Origin of the sequence: Spirosoma rhododendri (genome assembly GCF_012849055.1) — a bacterium.
GTDB lineage: Bacteria > Bacteroidota > Bacteroidia > Cytophagales > Spirosomataceae > Spirosoma > Spirosoma rhododendri.
Map to the genome: position 1 here is coordinate 3,650,740 of NZ_CP051677.1, position 17,484 is coordinate 3,668,223.

The 17,484-nt window shown below is 56.1% G+C and carries 14 protein-coding genes; 9 read left to right on the top strand and 5 right to left on the bottom strand.

What is annotated here, in order from left to right; all coding sequences use genetic code 11:
* Positions 1–35 precede the first annotated feature (35 nt).
* On the top strand, positions 36–1,562 hold the full coding sequence (locus HH216_RS15175) for an aminotransferase-like domain-containing protein (RefSeq protein ID WP_169551574.1): 1,527 nt from the start codon (positions 36–38) through the stop codon (positions 1,560–1,562).
* Between the two features lies 1 nt (position 1,563).
* Here the strand turns inward: HH216_RS15175 and HH216_RS15180 are convergent, their stop codons facing one another.
* On the bottom strand, positions 1,564–2,196 hold the full coding sequence (locus HH216_RS15180; RefSeq protein WP_254448439.1) for a Uma2 family endonuclease: 633 nt from the start codon (positions 2,194–2,196) through the stop codon (positions 1,564–1,566).
* Between the two features lie 813 nt (positions 2,197–3,009).
* Here HH216_RS15180 and HH216_RS15185 point away from each other — a divergent pair.
* On the top strand, positions 3,010–3,255 hold the full coding sequence (locus HH216_RS15185; RefSeq protein ID WP_169551575.1) for a hypothetical protein: 246 nt from the start codon (positions 3,010–3,012) through the stop codon (positions 3,253–3,255).
* A gap of 292 nt (positions 3,256–3,547) precedes the next feature.
* On the opposite strand, the gene HH216_RS15190 is transcribed toward HH216_RS15185, so the two are convergent.
* Positions 3,548–3,703 (bottom strand): hypothetical protein, encoded by a 156-nt coding sequence (locus HH216_RS15190; protein ID WP_169551576.1) that lies wholly within the window; start codon positions 3,701–3,703, stop codon positions 3,548–3,550.
* A 135-nt stretch (positions 3,704–3,838) separates the two neighbouring features.
* Here HH216_RS15190 and HH216_RS15195 point away from each other — a divergent pair, with 135 nt between their 5' ends.
* Entirely contained in the window at positions 3,839–4,195 is a 357-nt protein-coding gene (locus HH216_RS15195) for a nuclear transport factor 2 family protein (protein ID WP_169553401.1), read from the top strand.
* Positions 4,196–4,244: 49 nt separating this feature from the next.
* Here HH216_RS15195 and HH216_RS15200 read toward each other — a convergent pair whose 3' ends face one another.
* On the bottom strand, positions 4,245–6,395 hold the full coding sequence (locus tag HH216_RS15200) for an ATP-binding protein (protein WP_169551577.1): 2,151 nt from the start codon (positions 6,393–6,395) through the stop codon (positions 4,245–4,247).
* Positions 6,396–6,952: 557 nt separating this feature from the next.
* On the opposite strand from HH216_RS15200, the gene HH216_RS15205 reads away from it, so the two are divergent.
* Positions 6,953–7,258, top strand: coding sequence for a hypothetical protein (locus HH216_RS15205; RefSeq protein WP_169551578.1), 306 nt, complete (start codon positions 6,953–6,955; stop codon positions 7,256–7,258).
* A gap of 105 nt (positions 7,259–7,363) precedes the next feature.
* Here HH216_RS15205 and HH216_RS15210 read toward each other — a convergent pair whose 3' ends face one another.
* Complete coding sequence (locus tag HH216_RS15210; RefSeq protein WP_169551579.1) at positions 7,364–9,961, bottom strand: M1 family metallopeptidase; 2,598 nt, start codon at positions 9,959–9,961, stop codon at positions 7,364–7,366.
* A 61-nt stretch (positions 9,962–10,022) separates the two neighbouring features.
* Here HH216_RS15210 and HH216_RS15215 point away from each other — a divergent pair, with 61 nt between their 5' ends.
* From HH216_RS15215 to HH216_RS15230, 4 genes are all read left to right on the top strand, one after another.
* Positions 10,023–10,400 carry a hypothetical protein gene (locus tag HH216_RS15215; RefSeq protein ID WP_254448440.1) on the top strand — a complete coding sequence of 126 codons (378 nt, stop codon included), beginning with the start codon at positions 10,023–10,025 and terminating at the stop codon, positions 10,398–10,400.
* Positions 10,401–10,576: 176 nt separating this feature from the next.
* Complete coding sequence (locus HH216_RS15220) at positions 10,577–11,746, top strand: PepSY-associated TM helix domain-containing protein (protein WP_169551580.1); 1,170 nt, start codon at positions 10,577–10,579, stop codon at positions 11,744–11,746.
* Between the two features lie 75 nt (positions 11,747–11,821).
* Positions 11,822–14,188 (top strand): TonB-dependent receptor, encoded by a 2,367-nt coding sequence (locus HH216_RS15225; protein ID WP_169551581.1) that lies wholly within the window; start codon positions 11,822–11,824, stop codon positions 14,186–14,188.
* Positions 14,189–14,373: 185 nt separating this feature from the next.
* Positions 14,374–15,630 carry an asparagine synthetase B gene (locus HH216_RS15230; protein ID WP_169551582.1) on the top strand — a complete coding sequence of 419 codons (1,257 nt, stop codon included), beginning with the start codon at positions 14,374–14,376 and terminating at the stop codon, positions 15,628–15,630.
* Between the two features lie 113 nt (positions 15,631–15,743).
* On the opposite strand, the gene HH216_RS15235 is transcribed toward HH216_RS15230, so the two are convergent.
* On the bottom strand, positions 15,744–16,676 hold the full coding sequence (locus HH216_RS15235; protein ID WP_169551583.1) for an NADP-dependent oxidoreductase: 933 nt from the start codon (positions 16,674–16,676) through the stop codon (positions 15,744–15,746).
* A gap of 254 nt (positions 16,677–16,930) precedes the next feature.
* On the opposite strand from HH216_RS15235, the gene HH216_RS15240 reads away from it, so the two are divergent.
* On the top strand, positions 16,931–17,413 hold the full coding sequence (locus HH216_RS15240) for a response regulator (protein ID WP_169551584.1): 483 nt from the start codon (positions 16,931–16,933) through the stop codon (positions 17,411–17,413).
* Positions 17,414–17,484: the final 71 nt, after the last annotated feature.

The following is a 17,484-nucleotide window of genomic DNA, read 5'->3' on the forward strand; positions in this document are numbered from 1 at the left end:
ACTCGTCCACTTTTCAGAAACTAACTAGTCCGGTTATGCTGCCTTACAAGTCCCTGATTCGGCTGGATAAGACCCTGCCGACGCCCATCTTTGTGCAACTGAGTGAACAACTGCGTCAGTTGATTCGCACCGGTACATTGTCGGCGGGGCAGCGGTTACCCGGTACGCGCCAACTCGCCGGGCTGCTCGACCTGCACCGGCAGACCGTGGTGGCGGCTTATGACGAAGGGCTGGCGCAGGGCTGGCTTGAAAGCCGGTCGGGTAGCGGAACGTACGTGGCTGCGCACAGCCCCGACGTTTGGCCCCGGCCATTGCCAGATTCAGCCGAACAGGGGGTTGAAGAACCGATCGACCAGCAGCAAATAGATAGCCTGGCGCGGCCCGGCCTGTCTGCACACGGCCTGGTGTGGCCCGGCTACGCATTTGCTGCCGGGGCGCACCTTACCCGGCCGGTACTGACCAATACGGGCGGGCTGCGGCTCGACGATGGCTTTCCCGACGCCAGGCTCGCTCCAATGGATGAACTGAGCCGGGCGTACCGGTCGTATTTTCGCTGGGGCGATCCGCAGCAGCACTTCGGTTACGGCGATACAAAGGGCCACCCGCTATTGCGCGAACAACTGGCACAGCATCTGGCCGAAACGCGCGGTCTGCGTATCACGCCCGACAATGTGCTCATCACGCGGGGCAGCATCATGGGCCTGCACCTGAGCTGTCAGGTGCTGTTGCGGCCGGGCGACGTGTTTGTGATGGGCGAAAGCAGTTGGGCGGGCGCGGCTATGAACGCCCGGCAGGCGGGGGCGACCGTGCTGACTGTTCCCGCCGATCAGCACGGGCTGGATGTTACCGCGTTGGCGCAGCTGTGCGAACAGCGGCCCGTGCGGATGGTCTACGTAACGCCCCATCACCATTACCCGACCACCGTAACGCTGCGGGCCGACCGGCGGGTGCGGCTTCTGCAACTGGCTGAACGCTGGGGCTTTGCGATTGTGGAAGATGATTACGACTACGATTTTCACTACCTGAGCCGCCCGATTCTGCCGCTGGCCAGTGCCGACCGGCGGGGCATGGTCGTGTACGTCGGTTCGCTGACCAAATCGATTGCCCCGGCTTTCCGCGTTGGCTATGTCGTTGCGCCCACGGCGCTGATTGATGAGCTGGCCCGGCTCCGGCGTATCATCGACCGGCAGGGCGATACCATGCTTGAGTTTGCCATCGGGCAGCTGCTCAGGAACGGCGATCTGAAACGGCACTTTCGCAAAGCGCTGCGCACCTACCACGCCCGGCGCGATCAGTTCTGCGATTTGCTGACCGACCAGCTGGCCGACGCCGTGCAGTTTAGCAAACCCGACGGGGGGCTGGCCGTATGGGCCACGTTCCGCGAGGATATTGATCTGGTTGGGGTGGCCGAACGGGCCGGGAAACTGGGGCTTACGCTGGCCAATGGATTAAGCCACGACCTGCCCGACCGGCGGTTCAACAGCACCCGGCTGGGTTTTGCATCGAGCACAGAAGCCGAACTGGCGCAGAGTGTGTTACTGCTAAAAAAGGCGCTGTATTGACCTAGAACTCGATAGACTCGTCGGTTAGCAACTGGGCAATATTCAACGTACAGTCGTCCAGCACGGTAATCGTTTCCGACCAATTGACCACGTACCAGGTTGGGTCGTTGCGGTCGATAACATACACTTTGCGCGTATCGGTGACGATCCACAGAATGCGTTCGACGCCGAAGTCGATCAGCTTCTGCGACTTTTCCATAATGTAGCTATTCTCCCGATTCAGGAAATCGACCAGATCCGCTTTGATGTCGACCTCGATCACGACTTTGGGCGGCACATCGAAGAATTTGCCTTTGAGCTTACCGACTTTTTCCTTCTCGAAAATGGCCAGATCATTGGCGAGATTATCGTTGGCCGCCAAATGGATACCTACCTCGTTGGTGCTAATCAGATAGACCTTACGATTGATAGCGGAAAACAGATAGCCATTCAGGAGCGAAACCAGTACTCCCTGCAAATCAGAACACGACATAACTTCGTCAATCGATTTTATTCCCGCCAGTACGTCCCGATAGCCCTTGTAGTACACGGGTTTTTGCTGCCATGTCTCGTAGACGAGGGCCTGCGGAACGTCCCCGGCCGACGAGGGGCGACGGCGTCTGCGTGGGGGTTTGTCAGTGGTTATTGCTGTCATGATGGTAACCGATGAGTGGGTACAAGATGGCGAGAAAAGCCGGGTTTGGCAACGGAAGGTGTCGGTTTTCCGGCATCTATACGTAGTTTACCAGTCTGACCATAAACCGTACACGCTACACTACGCATGGAACCCCGCTACCCACTACCCCCATTTACGGCCGAGACGGCCGCGCAGAAAGTACAGTTACAGTGACGCGCCAGCCTTGCTACCGCGTCCCGTAACGGTCATTGTTCGACTCTTTTGTGCCTGCACAGGATAAATCCAGCAGCCAGCATGGCGAGAATGCCGCCTTGTTCGCTTCTGTCTATGTGCCGCTTAAATCCAGCAGCCAGCGTGGAGAGTATACAGGGTTGTTCGCATGGGGTGACGCGGGCTTGGCGGGATGGAATGATGCAGACCGAGCTACCCCACGCCATGGGTAGCTTTTTTATGGGCACGGAGTTTGTAACTCCCTAAAAACAGGGGGTAAGCAAAAAAAGACCTACCCACTTAATAAAAATGTTGAATTATTTGGCCTAGGCACTTGATTCGTATTCACTTGGAAAAATACTAAGACACTTTTATTATGTTTGTTCTTATAAAAATTATTTGTATTCGCGTACGATTATACATACAGTAAAACAGCAAGTTGCATTTGTGGCTCTTTTGTGTTGTTTTATGCTTATATGTGTTATCGCGGAATAGTACAATGATTCTGTGGTGGAGCCGTGGTGGATTTAGAGGAATAATCACAAACTGGGGGACTATTTTTGGTCTGAAATTCGTTTACTTAGAGCTTATTATAGTATAAGCTATTAATCAACTAAGACTATGGCAAATTCAGAGAAAGTAGTTTATGTCCGCATAGTCAATGACGGCGAAGGCCAATTTGTTGGCGTAGCCGTAGATTACCCTGGAGTAATAACGTTTGCGGCAACGGAAAAGGAAGTCATGGACGATATCAAAGATATTTGGTATGGAATGGAGCGGTTGAATGTGGCAATATCGAAAGGATTTAATCCGACAAACACAGGCAACAGACGTTCTAATAATGCAAGCTTTCAAGTTCTAGCCTAAATACATGATATACCAATCTTTTTTAGACCACATCGCAGCGGAAGGTTGTTTCTGGATAGAGGGATTTGACATCATGCAAGGAGCCTATTACGGCAACAATCATACTGGCAAGAGAGCGTTTCTTAAAGATTGTGACTTTATGATTTCATGGGCAGCAGCTATAACGTTTTGTCTCCATATAGGGATAGACGTTCCTGCCGAACTGCAACATCGAATGAGCCAATACCGTGCTTTAGGCCTGTAGGACTATTCCTTATTATGAAAAAGCCCCGCCCAACACAGCGGGGCTTTTCTATGCCCCAAACACTTCATCTAAGACACTTTCGGCAATCGCCTGACTCCGCTCCCATTCTTTGCGGCTGATGGGCGTGTAAGTATTCAGGGCAAGGCATTCGAGTTCACTGATTGCCTGCTCTCTGAGTTCGGGTGAGGTGGTATCTGACAACATGTTTTTGAGGGTAAAGATAGCTGAGGGTCTATGGGCGGGCTAAATCCAGCAGCCGTCTTGGTGAGAGTGCGGAGTAACAGCCCAACAACGCAGGGTCGAAAAGGCTCGCTACGCTCACCATCGCCCCTGCTTGTGATGGCCGAAAACGCCTGGAACACCAAAGATCCGGTAAAGGTCAGCCTGGCCTATACGCCCGATACCGAATGGCGCAACCGGGCCGAATTTCTGAACGGGCGCGATGCGGTAGTCGACTTCCTGACTCGCAAGTGGGCGAAGGAACTCGACTACCGCCTGAAAAAAGAACTGTGGGCGTTTACCGACAATCAAATCGGGGTGCGCTTTGAGTACGAGTGGCACGACGAGGCCGGGCAGTGGTACCGCTCCTACGGCAACGAAATGTGGGCATTCGACGAAAACGGCTACATGAAACAGCGCTTCGCCAGCATTAACGACGCGCCCATCAACGAAGCCGACCGGCGCGTGTTTCCGTAAATACTCCATCATTGGTGGCTGCGTTCGCTGGCCGTATCAGTGGGCGCAGTCAGGCGGGCAGGTACACAATAAACGTAGCCCCTTCCCCCGGCCGACTGTCGGCGGTGATGGCTCCCCCGTGGTTTTCAGCAACGCGCTGACAAATGGCCAGTCCGACACCGGTACCCGGAAATTCGTGTCTGTTATGTAGCCGCTGAAACACCTGAAAAATCCGGTCGAGGTATTTGGTGTCGAAGCCGATACCCGTATCCTGCACGCAAATCCGGTGGAAAAACCGGGCGTCGCTGGTGGGTTGCGCGTGGGCAGGGAGTTCATTACGGGCTTGCAGCGTACTGTGAACCCGGACGTAGGGGACCTGCCCTGGCGGGGTGAACTTCAGCGCGTTCGACAGCAGGTTCTGAAACAGCTGGGTCAGCTGCATCTCGTCGCCCTGAACGACGGGTAGCGGCCCCACATCGAGCCGGGCGTCGCGCTGACTGCTTGCCCAGTCGAGCGTTACCAGCACATCTTTCACGATTTCGTCCAGCGAAGTTGGCTGAAACGCCTGCTGCCGGGTCGACACGCGGGAATAGGTCAGCAGGTCTTTGATGAGCGTCGACATGCGGGCGCTGGCGTTGGTGATCCGCTCGATGTAATCGCGGCCCGAATCGGTCAGCTGATTGTCCAGGTGCTGGGTCAGGAGTGTGCTGAACGACTGAATCTTGCGCAGGGGCTCCTGTAAGTCGTGGCTGGCTACGTAGGCAAACTGCTGCAAGCTGTCGTTTGAGCGTGCCAGTTCCTTGTTGGCCAGCTCCAACTCCTGCGTCCGGATTTTCACCCGCTCGTCCAGCTCCTGTGCCAGCAGCCGGTACTGTTCTTCCCGCTGGCGCAGGGCCGTCTCGACCCGCGCCCGTTCAATGGCTTCCCAGGTCCGCTCGGCCGTTTCGTCCAGTAACGAAAGCTCATCAGCTGACCAGTGGTGCGGCTCGCGGTAGTGAATAAACAGCACGGCCAGTAACTGCTTACCCCTGAGCAGCGGCTTATTCAACGTTGCGCCCAGTTGTAGTTTCTGATGCGCTTCTTTTTCGGCGGGGCTAAGCGAAGCATCCTGCATGATGTCGGGCCGGATAATTGTCTGGCCAGCCAGAAAGCCAGCCAGCACGGTGGGCCCGCAATCAGCATACCGATAGGTGCCTTTCAGTTCGTCGACGCCGTTGATATAATTGCACGTAACGACAGCCGTTTCCCCGTCGCCCTGATCGACCGCATACCCAACCCGGTTGGCACCAAGGTAAGCACCGAGCAGGCAGGCCGCTTTGTACTGAATCTGCGTCAGGTCGGTTAACTGCCGCAGGTGGTCGCTGAGGGTAAGCAGAAACGTTTGCCGGGCTTCGTTGGCGGCTAGTTGCCGGCGCGCAACCACCTGCTCGGTTATGTCTGTTGCCGTGTGGATGATACCGTAAATACGTCCGTCGGCGTTGTAAAGCGGATTGTAGGAAAAATTAAACCAGAACTCCCGGAGCTGGCCGTCGATGAAAATGGCTGCCTTGCCTTCCGGGTTCCGATAGGTTTCGCCAGTGTCGAACACGCGCTGGAGAAGCGACAGAAAGGGTTGCCCGATCAGTTCAGGCATGGCGTCGTGCAACCGCCTGTTGAGTACCGATTTATCTTTTCCCCATATCTGAAGCATAGGCTGATTTATGGCCTGAACGACCATGTCGCGGCCCGTAAAAACAGTAGTTGCCGTTGGAGAAGCCAGCACCAGATTGCGGAATCGCTGTTCGCTGGTTTCTGACTGCTGACGAGCCTGCGCCTGCTGCGTAATATCCTGAGCAACACCCGAAAAACGATACGCGGCTCCGTGCTCGTCGAAGAAAGCCTGACCCCGGCAGTGCAGCCACCGCAACTGACTGTCGTTGGTACCAACCGTGCGAAACTGTACGTCGTACTGCCCACCCGACTCCGCGTTAAGCGCCCACCGTGCTGCCTGATCGACACGCTCGATATCGTCGGGGTGTACGTACTGCATCACCTGCTCATATGGTATCAACTCATCCTGATGATAGCCGTACAGTTGTTTGCAGCGATCATCACACCAGATTTGGTGATGCCGGATGTCCATGTCCCAGGCGCCGATGTTGGCGGCTTGCAAAGCGAAGTTCGTTTGTGTCAGTTGCACAGCGGTTTCCGCAGCAGGGGCCATTGTTGAATCGCCTGTCATATGTTAGATAGTCGAAAAGGTAGCAAGGTACTCAAGTTCGTAGCTATATTATAGGCATTGTGTTCTGTTGCCTGCGCGTATAGCCCTGTAGCACTTTGGCTAGCAATAAAAACGCCGAACTCGTTGGAGTTCGGCGCGGAATGTACAGGCTACGGATTTGTTGTTTACCAGTCAAGTCAGGCAGGCTGTGTCGCGTACCGAAAGCGATCCACCCTTCGGCGCAGGCAACGCGCTGACGAGTTGGTGGTTATATCAACTGAACAAGTACGGCTCAATCATTTTGCTGATACAAGGTTACCGAGCTGTGCCTTATTAATCAAATTGATTTAATTTATGATTAAATAGTAAAAAACTATATAGGTATCCGACTATGCTTTCTTGTAGAAGTAATAAAACGCTGTGAGTAAGTTGGTTACCAGAGAAGGGGACGGTACTTTGCTCAGGCTGAAAAAGAGCAGGTAGGGCAAAAAGTTACGGCTGATTGACCCTGTAGTAAAACCTTTGTGTGGCCCGGCTGTTTAGTGCTAATAACAAAGCGATAATAAACGCATCATATAATGGATAAACTACAGAAGTTCGAGTTGATGAATAAAGTTGTTCGTGAACTCGAAGATTTGCAGAATAGTCAGAACGCACTGATCGAAAAAATCGGCAAAATCGAGGTAGACAACATGAACGGATTGAACGATTCGTTCCTGGAAAAAAACCTCGGTGAAATGCACGGTAAAATTGCTGATAACGTCGATGCAGTGACCAACATATTCACTTACTTCGAAGAGCAGCGCGATGAGTACGGCGACAAAAACCGGGCGGCTATCGAAGCACTGGAAGCACAGGCGGCTGCCGACGCGGCCAACGAATAAGCCATTTTTTAGAAGGAGTATTTGCAAAACGCCGGACGGTCTGTCCGGCGTTTTTGTGTTTATGGCTGATAGCCCGAGAGGGTGTAGTTCGGTTTTTACGTAACGCTAATACAACAATTTGCTGGCTCTGAACGACCCATCGGCGGCCTGGAGCAGCTTGTTACGCAGCCGTGCATTGTAGGTCGGACGGTCGGCCAGAAACTGGCGAATGAGCCGGGCCACATCGGGTGTCTGGTAGTTCGATAAGGTCGCCCGCAGCCATGATTCGGGGAAGAAAATATCGCCCGTTCGTTGAATCTCGTCCAGCAGGTCGAGGCTCTTTGCCAGGTACTTCGCCGACGTTTCGGCCCGCAGCGGGTGGTGTAGATAACCCAGAGCCGCCGTTACCCAGGCTTCACGCTCGCGATTTTTGGCGTCGGCCAGTGATGCGAAAAACTGGTCGCGCTCGGCCGGGTTGCCGGAAAGGGCGGGCATCAGAAACTGAAGCCGTTTCTGCCGATCGGGGTTCTTGATGCGGGCGAGTTGCCGCGTCAGAATGTCGGGGGCGGCATAGTCGCGGACGGCCAGCGACAGGGCCAGCGCGGTGTAATCGTCTTCGGTGAGCGTGACCCCCGCCGGTGCCTGCTGATCGCTCCAGATCTGGTAGAGTCGCTGCTGCGCGTCGGGGCTGAAGGCGATGCTCTGGTACAGCCGAAACAGCACTTTCTTTAGGCCCGGACTGGATGGTCCCGGACTGGATGGTCCCGGTGTTTTCATCTGCTCCATGGCCTGCCAGCTCGCTTGTTCAGCCTGCTTTGCCAGGGCCGGGCGGTCGGTGGGGCGGGTGAAATTCCAGACGATATCCGATAGCTGACTGGTTAGCAGGCGCAGATTCAGTTCCTCGCCCTCCGTCGACAGAAGGGGCAAATACGCGTTGGCCAGTTGGGCCGGACTGACTCCCTGCCCGGCCAGCATATTCTCGTACAGATTGATGTACGAAGCGGCCCGGCTGACGGGGTTAGTCAGCATTGGTAGTCGACCGAGCATCGCCGTATCGACCGCAAACCGGCCGTAACCCCGCCCATCGCTGTTCAGCACAACAAACAACGGAGCGGCTTTTCCGGCGGCTTCCGGTACGTTTACCTGCGCCGACGTCAGGCTGACGGGCATCGTGTCGGTATGGTCGGCATACACCAGCGACACCTCGAACGACTGTGGCCACACGCGTTTTGAGCCGTCTTCCCCCACCTGCGACACCGACAGTTTGTTAACGCGTCCAGCCTGCTGATCGAGTTGGCAGGTTACCACGGGGCGGCCCGTCTGCCCGACCCATACTTCGCTCCAGCTTTTCAGGTCGGCGGGTGTCCGTTTGTCTAAAATCGTGATGAGGTCGTTCCATGTCGCGTTGCCGAAGGCGTAGGTACGGATGTACTCGCGCAGGCCGTCGCGCAGGTTGTCGGGGCCGATGAGGGCTTCCAACTGCCGCATCATGATTGGCGCTTTGTGGTAGATGATGCCGCCGTAGAGCGACCCGGCTTCCTGCAAATTCGCCAGCGGTTGCCCGATCGGGTTGGCCCCCTCGGTACGGTCGACGGCGAAGGCAGCGGGTAGGTGATCGATCACAAATTTAAGGTCATTATTTACCTCCGGCATCGTGATCGCCGTGACTTTGTCGGCCATGAAATTGGCGAACACTTCCTTGAGCCACACGTCGTTGAACCAGCGCATCGTAACCAGGTCGCCGAACCACATGTGCGCCGTTTCGTGGGCAATCACCGACGCCCGCGCCAGCTTCTGATCGCGCGTGGCCCCGTTGTCGAGGTAGAGGGCCGAGGCTTTGTAATCGATGGCCCCGACGTGCTCCATACCGCCGTACTGAAAATCGGGGATGGCCGCAAAATCGAACTTGGCGAAGGGGTAGGGCCGCTGGGTATAGGCTTCCAGAAAGCGCAGGGCACCCGCGTGCAGCGAAAACAGCGAATCCTGACTTAGCCTGATCTTGACCGGGTCGGTTTCGCGGTGCAGCAGCGTCATGGGTCGCCCGTCGGGTTTTTCGTGAACGACCGTAAATTTCCCGGCTACGAACGAAAACAGATACGTGGGAATAACGTCGGACGGGGCAAACCGGATGGTTTTGCGATTGTTTGCCGAGCTGGAATCCTGCACCGGCGCATTACCGATAGCCACCCAGTTTTCGGGTATCGTCAGCGTGAGCTGAAACGTCGCTTTCAGATCGGGCTGATCGAAGCAGGGAAAGACCGTCCGGGCGCGGTCGGGAACGAGCAGCGTGTACAGGTAGTCGTCGTTGCGGTTGAGCGACAGGTCGCCCGCCGTGAAGCGAATGCCAATCTGATTACGTCCGGCTTTCAACCGGTCGGCGTTGATGATAATGTGCTCGTTTTCAAACGAAATCGCTGCCGTATCGCCGTTTATGGTCAGCGCCAGCAGGTGATTACGGTTTTCCTTGAAGTCGATCAGCAGCGGTTGAGTCGATGCTGTCCAGTCGAACGAGATGGTTTCTGTTGCCGGGATGGGCTGGTCTTTCTGCGCTGGTACGGTGAGCGACAACTGGTAGGCGGGGTTACTGATCGTTTGTCGGCGCAACTGAGCCAGCGTTTGCGAAACGCCCGGCTCGACGGTGATTAACTCGGCTTGTGGCATGGAACGACGGCTACAGCCAATCAGAATTGTGACGATGATGAAGGCGAAAAACAGGGAGCGCATGGCGGCTGGCATTGTGGGCTGAACTGGCAAGTTAACGGTTCCTGCCTTACTTTTGCCCCCGATGCGTTCGCTGCTCGTTTATCTGCTGCTCATTGCTACACTGCTGCCCAGCATCAGTCCGTGGGGAACCATTGCCTATTACCAGCTCAACCGCGACTACATCGCGCGGGTGCTCTGCGAAAACCGCGACCGCCCCGAACTGCACTGCAACGGGCAGTGCTACCTCGCCAAAAAGCTGAAAGCCCAGCAGGACCGGCAGGATAAAGACACCACGGAGCGCGTTCGCAACACGCCCATCGTGCAACTGTTCTGCGAAGCCGAAACCGTGTTTACGTTTGCCCCGGCCATGCTGTCCTGCGATCAGACAGGGCTGTTTTCTTACCTGCGGACGAATACTACCCGCCCCGCCGACGACCTCCTGCGGCCACCCTGCCTGTAGGCTATTTCTTCCTGTACCGTCTTTCGCCGACAGAGACGCCGTGACCCGGCCTTTGCCCGTTTCCGGCTACCCGTTTCCCGGCACCTGTACCGCCCACGAGCTGGCAAGCGTATCTGACTGCGCTGCCGTGCGGGTCGGTGCGGTCGTGTCCCTGTACAACCAATCATCGCGCGTGTGTGGCTCCGTCAACACTGGAGTCGACTACTTTCTTCTTCCTCACTTACGTGTCTTTTCTGAAAAAAGCGACCCGCTGGTCGTTTCGGCTGCATAGCTGGCTGGGACTGGCGACGGGTCTGTTTCTCCTGCTCTTCGGCCTGACGGGTTCGGCACTGGTGTTCCGCCCCGAACTCGACCGCTGGGCCAATCCCGAACTGCATCAGCTGACGCCCGGCCCCACAACCGTTTCCATCGACCGGATGTACCGGATGCTGGTTCGGCGCTACCCCAACCTGACCAAAATCGTGCTGCACGACTTTCCGCAGGGGCCTGCCGACAGCTACGAATTTATGCTGTACCGCAACCTGAGCCGGGTGCAGGACGCGTACCTGTACTTCGTCGTGATCGACCCGTATACCGGCCGGATTCTGCGCGAAGGCGGCTACGACGAGATCGGGCCGTCGTTCTGGCGGTGGCTCAACCTGTTTCATTACAGTTTTCAGGCCGGTGCGCCGGGAAAACTGCTGGGTGCGGTGCTGGGCGTAACCATGATTCTGTCGCTGCTGACCGGGCTGGTTATCTACCGCAAACACGTCTGGAACGTGCTGCGCTTCCGCGAACGAATCAACTGGAAAAACCGCCACCGGGCCCTATCGTCGCTGCATCGGGTGGTGGGCGTGTGGTCGCTGCTGTTCAACGTGTTGCTGTTCGGAACGGGGCTGGTGATGAACGCTACTTATTTCGATCCGGCCACGTGGCGGCTGAAGCCACCGATTCAGAATCAGGTCGTACCGGTCAGTCTGGATGCGCTGCTGAGTCGGTCGAAACAGCGCGTACCCGGTTTTGAACCCATCGCGATCAACATACCGACCACGGCGGGGCAACCCATTCTGGTCCGGGGGCATTTTCCGCAGACGACCTTTTTTCTTTATCAGGGCAAGGCCAGCCATATCGCCTTCGATGCACAGACCGGGCAACTGCTGACCGTCGACCCCATCGAACACCAGCCGTTTGGCAAACGCTTCCACTGGGCGTCGTATCAGGCACATATCGGGCTGTTTGGCGGTCTGCCGATTCGCTGGCTGTACGTCGTGCTTGGCCTGACGCCCGGGTTACTTTCCCTCACGGGTGCGTGGCTCTGGTACCGCCGGACCCGCTTTAAACGACAGCCGAAGCTGGTTGCCGCCTGATTTCGCGTTGCGATAAACCAAACAGCAGGATGCTGTTTGAGACATTTCCGACAATTATTGCTTGCCGATAAACGAATGACTATCAAACAATTACTACAAATCGTACTGCTCACGTTATTCTCTACGCTGAGTATGGCCCAGACGACGATTCGGGGCGTTGTGACCGACGCAAAAACGTCGAATACGCCATTGGCCGGGGCCACCATCACCGCAACGGGTGCAGCCAACGGCACAACCACCGATAGCAGCGGGCACTTTGAACTTCGCACTGCTAAATCGGTATCGGACGTGCGGGTAAGTTTTATGGGGTATCAGCCGCAGACAGTGCCCGTTACCGACCCGAATGCGGCACTAACCATTGCACTCGCCCCCGACGACGGCCGCAGTCTGGACGAAGTGCGGGTCAGTTCGCGTTACTACCGCACCTACACGACCAACAGTATTTCGAGCGCGCTGCGGCTGCGAACAGCCCCCATTAACCTTTCGCAGACCATTCAGACAATAACGCCCGAAGTGATTGCCGATCAGGGTAGTTTCAACATGACCGAGGGCGTGAGCCGCAACGTCAGCGGGGTGATCCGGCAGGAGGTGTCGAATAACCTGGGGCCGTACCTGTTTATGCGGGGTGGGCTGATTTCCAGCCTGCGCAACGGTATTGACCTGACGCCCATCTACCGGGGGCCGTCGCCCGACGACGCGGCCATTATCGAGCGGGTCGAGTTTATCAAAGGACCGTCGCTGTTTATGAACAATATCGGCGATCCGGCGGGCAGCTTCAACATCGTTACCAAACAGCCCACGGGTACACGCCGGTACGCAGCCACTGCCATGCTGGGCAGCTTCGATTTTTACCGGCTGGCCGTTGATCTCGACGGCCAGTTCGACAAAAAAGGGAAGTTGCTGTACCGGCTCAACACGGTCGGTATGCGGACCAACTCGTTTGTTAAGTTCGATAACAACCGGCGGTTTCTGGTGGCCCCCGTGCTCAAATACCGCATCAGCGACCGTACCTATGTGTCGGCCGAATACCAGTATCAGGCAAACAGCTACGCGATGTACAGCCCGATCGTGATGACTCCTCAGGGCTTCGGAACACTACCCATCGACTTTTCCCTCACCGAACCTAGTCTTGCCCCGATCCGGGCGCGCGACCACACTGGTTTTCTGACGTTCGCGCATCAGGTCAGCGCCAACTGGCAACTAACCGTGCGGGCGTCGTTTCTGCGCAATGACGCCGAGGGGGTATATCTGTGGGTGACGAACGTAAACCCGGCCAATCCGAACGTGCTGCTCCGGAATCCCAAGTATGACCTGAACCGTACGGAAGTGTATTCGCAGCAGGCATTCGTCAACGGCGCGTTCACGACCGGCGGGCTTCGGCATCAGCTGCTGGGCGGTATCGACGTGAATCAGAAACGGTTTCGCGCCGACAGCTACGTGTCGTACGATACCTACAAAGATGGCAAGGGCGCAACGCAGTTGACGTACTACCCGCTCGACGTGACCAACCCCAACTACGGCGCTGAAATCTCGACCTACCACACGCCGGGCGGTCTGGCCAACGGCAATACGAGTCAGCGGGTGTCGTATGAATCGGCTTACCTGCTCGACGAACTGAGCCTGCTGCACAGCAAACTGCGCCTGACGGTAGCGGGCCGGTTTACCGCAGCCCGCACGAGCAACGACGTATCGGGCGCGCACACGCAATCGGGCGATAACATCATCACGCCCCGGCTGGGCATCAGCTACAGCCTGCACCCCGACCTGTCGGTATACGCGCTCTACGACCGGACGTTCGTGCCGCAGGCGGGCGTTACCAGCAGTGGGGAAGCCGTCCGGCCGTTGCAGGGGGTGAACCGGGAAATTGGTATCAAGAAAAACTGGTTCAACGGTCGCTGGAACTCAACGCTGTCGGTCTACCGCATCAACCGCTCGAATATCATTGCCACCGACCCCAGCAACGCGCAATACCGGATTCAGGTCGGGCAAACAATGTCGCAGGGCGTTGATGTCGACGTGGTAGGTCAGGTCGCGCGGGGGCTGAACGTGGTAGTCAATTACGCGTATTGCGACTCAAAAATCGAGCAGGATGTCAACCCGCTGCTCGTCGGTACGCCCACGCCGATGTTTGTGAAACATGTGCAGAACACCTGGCTCAACTACGCGCTGCCCGCCGTGTCCGGCCTGACGGTGTCGCTGGGCTATCAGTATCAGGGTGGGCGGGGCGAACGCTTTGCCACCGCCACGCAGCATACCACACCCGATTACTTTCGGCTCGACGGTGGGCTGGGCTGGCAGCACCGGTCGCTGCGGGTAAATCTGATTGTGAATAACCTGCTCAACCGGCAACTGATTGCGACGCCCTGGTACCGCAACGGCCTGTATTATTGGGTGCCGCAACCACCCATCAACGGTCGTCTGACGGTGAGTTACGTGTTCTAGGCTGACGGACCCGAAAACACCCGGCTAGCACCGGGTGTTTTCGGAAAAACGTGATGCGATTTCGGCAAAAAGGGCTATCTTTAGTTTGTCGGCAAGTGAGTAGGAATCAGCTGGTTCCGCGCTTCATCCGGCAGACCGTAACGTGAGCAGGAAGTTGTCGAACGAGTTGCCGGACTGTGTAGCGTATGAACAAATTACTTCTGTTGGGTTTGCTGCTCGTGTCGGGGCTGGCGCGGGCCAACTCGATTCTGATTCCGATGGACGATCGGCAATCCAACCACCTCAAAGCGTATGGCATTGCGTACAAACTACTGAAAGACGATCTGGAAGTCGACTGGCTGCTCAACTACCGGGGGGGCAGTTTTCTGGTCAAGCAGCGGGCGGGCATTGAAACCGAATGCCGGGTGCGGGGTGTGTCGTTTGAAACCATTTCCGACGCACAAACCGCTACGATCAAGCAGCAGCTTGCCAACCCCGACCTGAATATGGACGTGGTGACGCTGCAAAAAGCCGCCAAAATCATCGTCTATTCACCCATCAAAATCAGCCCGTCGGAGTTCGAGAATACCGACGCCGTGCTGCTCGTGCTGACCTACGCCGAGATACCGTACGAGGTGGTTTACGACGAAGAAATCCTTAAGGGTGAACTGCCCAAATACGACTGGCTGCACCTGCACCACGAAGATTTTACGGGGCAGTTTGGCCGTAACCTGCACCGGCAAACCCTGGCCGACATCAAGGCGCAGGAAGATATTGCGAAGAAATACGGCTTTCCGAAAGTGTCGCAGATGAAACTGGCCGTGGCCAAAAACATCAAGTCGTTCTGCGCGGGGGGCGGCTACCTGTTTGCCATGTGCTCCGGGGCCGAAACGCTCGATATCGCGCTGGCCGCTGAAGGCGTCGACATTGTTGGCAATGCCTACGACGGCGATGGTGTCGATACCGACGCGCAACGCAAACTCGACTATACCAAGTGCCTGGCGTTTCAGAACTTCACGCTCGAAGGCGACAACGGGTACCGGGGTTTCTCAACCTTCTCCGACATCAACGCGACCGGAGCAGGTGGCTACGATCAGCCGGGCGGTTATTTTCAGCTGTTCAATTTCTCGGCCAAGTGGGACGTAATCCCGGCCATGCTGACGCAGAACCACGAAACCATCATCAAGGAGTTTTTCGGGCAGACGACGGCCTTCCGTAAAACGACGGTCAAGCCGAGCACACTGGTGATGGGGGAGGGCAAAACCTCCGACCGGTACATCTACGGCGAAGTGGGCAAGGGCCAATGGACGTTCTACGGCGGGCACGACCCCGAAGGCATCCGGGGCGGGGGCGGCTGGCGCAACCCCACCGACCTGAATCTGCATCCGCACTCACCCGGTTACCGCCTGATTCTCAACAATGTCCTGTTCCCCTCCGCCCGCAAGAAAAAGCGCAAAACGTGATTTTTATTGGACAGGATTACAGGATTAGTTTCTCAGTTGATAGAAAAAGAAAATCCTGCTAATCCGCCCGGCGGCCCGGCTGTAATCCTGTCCAACAATCAATCCTGTCTAAGTTAGAAATGCAGGACGATTTTGCCGGTTGTCCGACGGCTTTCGAGCTGGCGATGTGCTTCCGCCATCTGATCGGCGGGTAACACCTGACTGACTTCTATGTGCAGCTTACCGGCGTCGATCAGTTTGTTGATCGTCCGCAGGTCGTCGCCACTGGTATGAACCAGAATACGCTCGGCGGTGATGTCCGGGCGTTTGTCCAGTACCTTGTCCATGGCTCCGTAGGCAATTGAAATAAGGCGTCCGCCCGGTTTCAAGACCTCCGCCGACTGGAAAATCGTGTCGGCACCGGCGGTATCAAATACCAGATCAATATCGTTGAGCACTTCCTCTACCTTTGTCGTTGTGTAGTCGATAAATTCATCGACGCCCAGCGATTTGACGAAGGCTTCGTTTTTGCCCGATGCCGTGCCGATCACTTTGGCACCGAGGGCTTTAGCCAGCTGTACGCCCAGGTGACCCACCCCGCCCGAAGCGGCCTGAACCAGTACCGTTTGGCCCGCTTCGAGGTGGCCGTGTTCGGTCAGTGCCTGCCAGGCCGTCAGCACCGCGAGCGGTGCCGCTGCCGCCTGCTCGTAGGTTAGTTTGGCGGGTCTTAGAGCCAGATTGTCGGCCGGTGCCGCTACGTATTCGGCATAAGCCTGACCGGGTTCGGGGAAGTTGACCATGCCATAGACCGCGTCGCCCTGCTGAAAGTCGGTTACTTCGCTACCAACGGCTACAATGTCGCCGGCCATGTCCCAACCCAGAATGATGGGGTGCGTATAGGCTTTGGCGTAAGGCGCGGTGCCGCTGCGGGTTTTGAAATCGGCCGGATTTACACCGAACGCCCGAACGCGGACGAGAACCTCGTTGGGTCGAATAGCAGGATTGGGAACGTCCTGAACAGAAAAGTTACTGGCGTCGCCCCAGTCGCTTAAAACAACAGCTTTCATACAATGCGGTAATGATGATTTTCTGGTAAACAGGGGAAGCCAGCCAAGAATTCACGAGAGAGTTTATCCGGTCAGGCAGCGGCCAGGGGATACCGTCTAATAAATAAAAAAGTTAATCTATGAAACCTAGGGGTTTTTCGCCGTCTCTAACATCCAAACAGATCATGATTTACGTAAGTATGCGCGAAATGTGGCCGGGCGTTTGCTACGACAAAAACATGAGTACAAGCTTTACCGTATCTTAAAGTTAACCTATGTTCTCAAAATCTACTCCTCTCATTTACCTGGTTGATGATGATGACGATGATCGGTATCTGGTGCAGACCATCCTCGACAATCATTACAGTGCGTGTGCGGTTCGTGTGTTTGCCAGTGGAGCAGATTTACTTACGCATCTGACGCATCAGCTCGATGGACGCCTACCTGATCTGATTATTCTCGATCTGTACATGCCCATGTTCAATGGCTTTGAACTGCTGTCGCGGATCAAGCAGAACAGTGACTACGAAGGTATCCCGGTTGCTATCATGTCGGATTCCGATGAGGGCGAATCGCGCGATCGTTGCTACCGGCTGGGAACAAATGCCTACCTGACCAAAACGCTTAACATGGCCAAAATGACTGCTGAAATCTGTCAGCTTGAGCGATACTGGTCACAGGGTGGTCTCGGCTTGTCGGGCGGTAAATCGACCGGTTTATCCAAACTCTTTAACTTCAAAAATCTGCCGCTGAACTAGCCAATTCGGTTTGTTAGCATGCTCACGACAAGCCCCCGCTTCGGTACCGAAGCGGGGGCTTGTCGTTTGTG

What these genes read in the sequence shown, in the direction of transcription:
- HH216_RS15175 (WP_169551574.1), top strand. Translation starts at nt 36, where the DNA reads ATGCTGCCTTACAAGTCCCTGATTCGGCTGGATAAGACCCTGCCGACG.
- HH216_RS15180 (WP_254448439.1), bottom strand. Translation starts at nt 2,196, where the DNA reads ATGACAGCAATAACCACTGACAAACCCCCACGCAGACGCCGTCGCCCC.
- HH216_RS15185 (WP_169551575.1), top strand. Translation starts at nt 3,010, where the DNA reads ATGGCAAATTCAGAGAAAGTAGTTTATGTCCGCATAGTCAATGACGGC.
- HH216_RS15190 (WP_169551576.1), bottom strand. Translation starts at nt 3,703, where the DNA reads ATGTTGTCAGATACCACCTCACCCGAACTCAGAGAGCAGGCAATCAGT.
- HH216_RS15195 (WP_169553401.1), top strand. Translation starts at nt 3,839, where the DNA reads ATGGCCGAAAACGCCTGGAACACCAAAGATCCGGTAAAGGTCAGCCTG.
- HH216_RS15200 (WP_169551577.1), bottom strand. Translation starts at nt 6,395, where the DNA reads ATGACAGGCGATTCAACAATGGCCCCTGCTGCGGAAACCGCTGTGCAA.
- HH216_RS15205 (WP_169551578.1), top strand. Translation starts at nt 6,953, where the DNA reads ATGGATAAACTACAGAAGTTCGAGTTGATGAATAAAGTTGTTCGTGAA.
- HH216_RS15210 (WP_169551579.1), bottom strand. Translation starts at nt 9,961, where the DNA reads ATGCGCTCCCTGTTTTTCGCCTTCATCATCGTCACAATTCTGATTGGC.
- HH216_RS15215 (WP_254448440.1), top strand. Translation starts at nt 10,023, where the DNA reads ATGCGTTCGCTGCTCGTTTATCTGCTGCTCATTGCTACACTGCTGCCC.
- HH216_RS15225 (WP_169551581.1), top strand. Translation starts at nt 11,822, where the DNA reads ATGACTATCAAACAATTACTACAAATCGTACTGCTCACGTTATTCTCT.
- HH216_RS15230 (WP_169551582.1), top strand. Translation starts at nt 14,374, where the DNA reads ATGAACAAATTACTTCTGTTGGGTTTGCTGCTCGTGTCGGGGCTGGCG.
- HH216_RS15235 (WP_169551583.1), bottom strand. Translation starts at nt 16,676, where the DNA reads ATGAAAGCTGTTGTTTTAAGCGACTGGGGCGACGCCAGTAACTTTTCT.
- HH216_RS15240 (WP_169551584.1), top strand. Translation starts at nt 16,931, where the DNA reads ATGTTCTCAAAATCTACTCCTCTCATTTACCTGGTTGATGATGATGAC.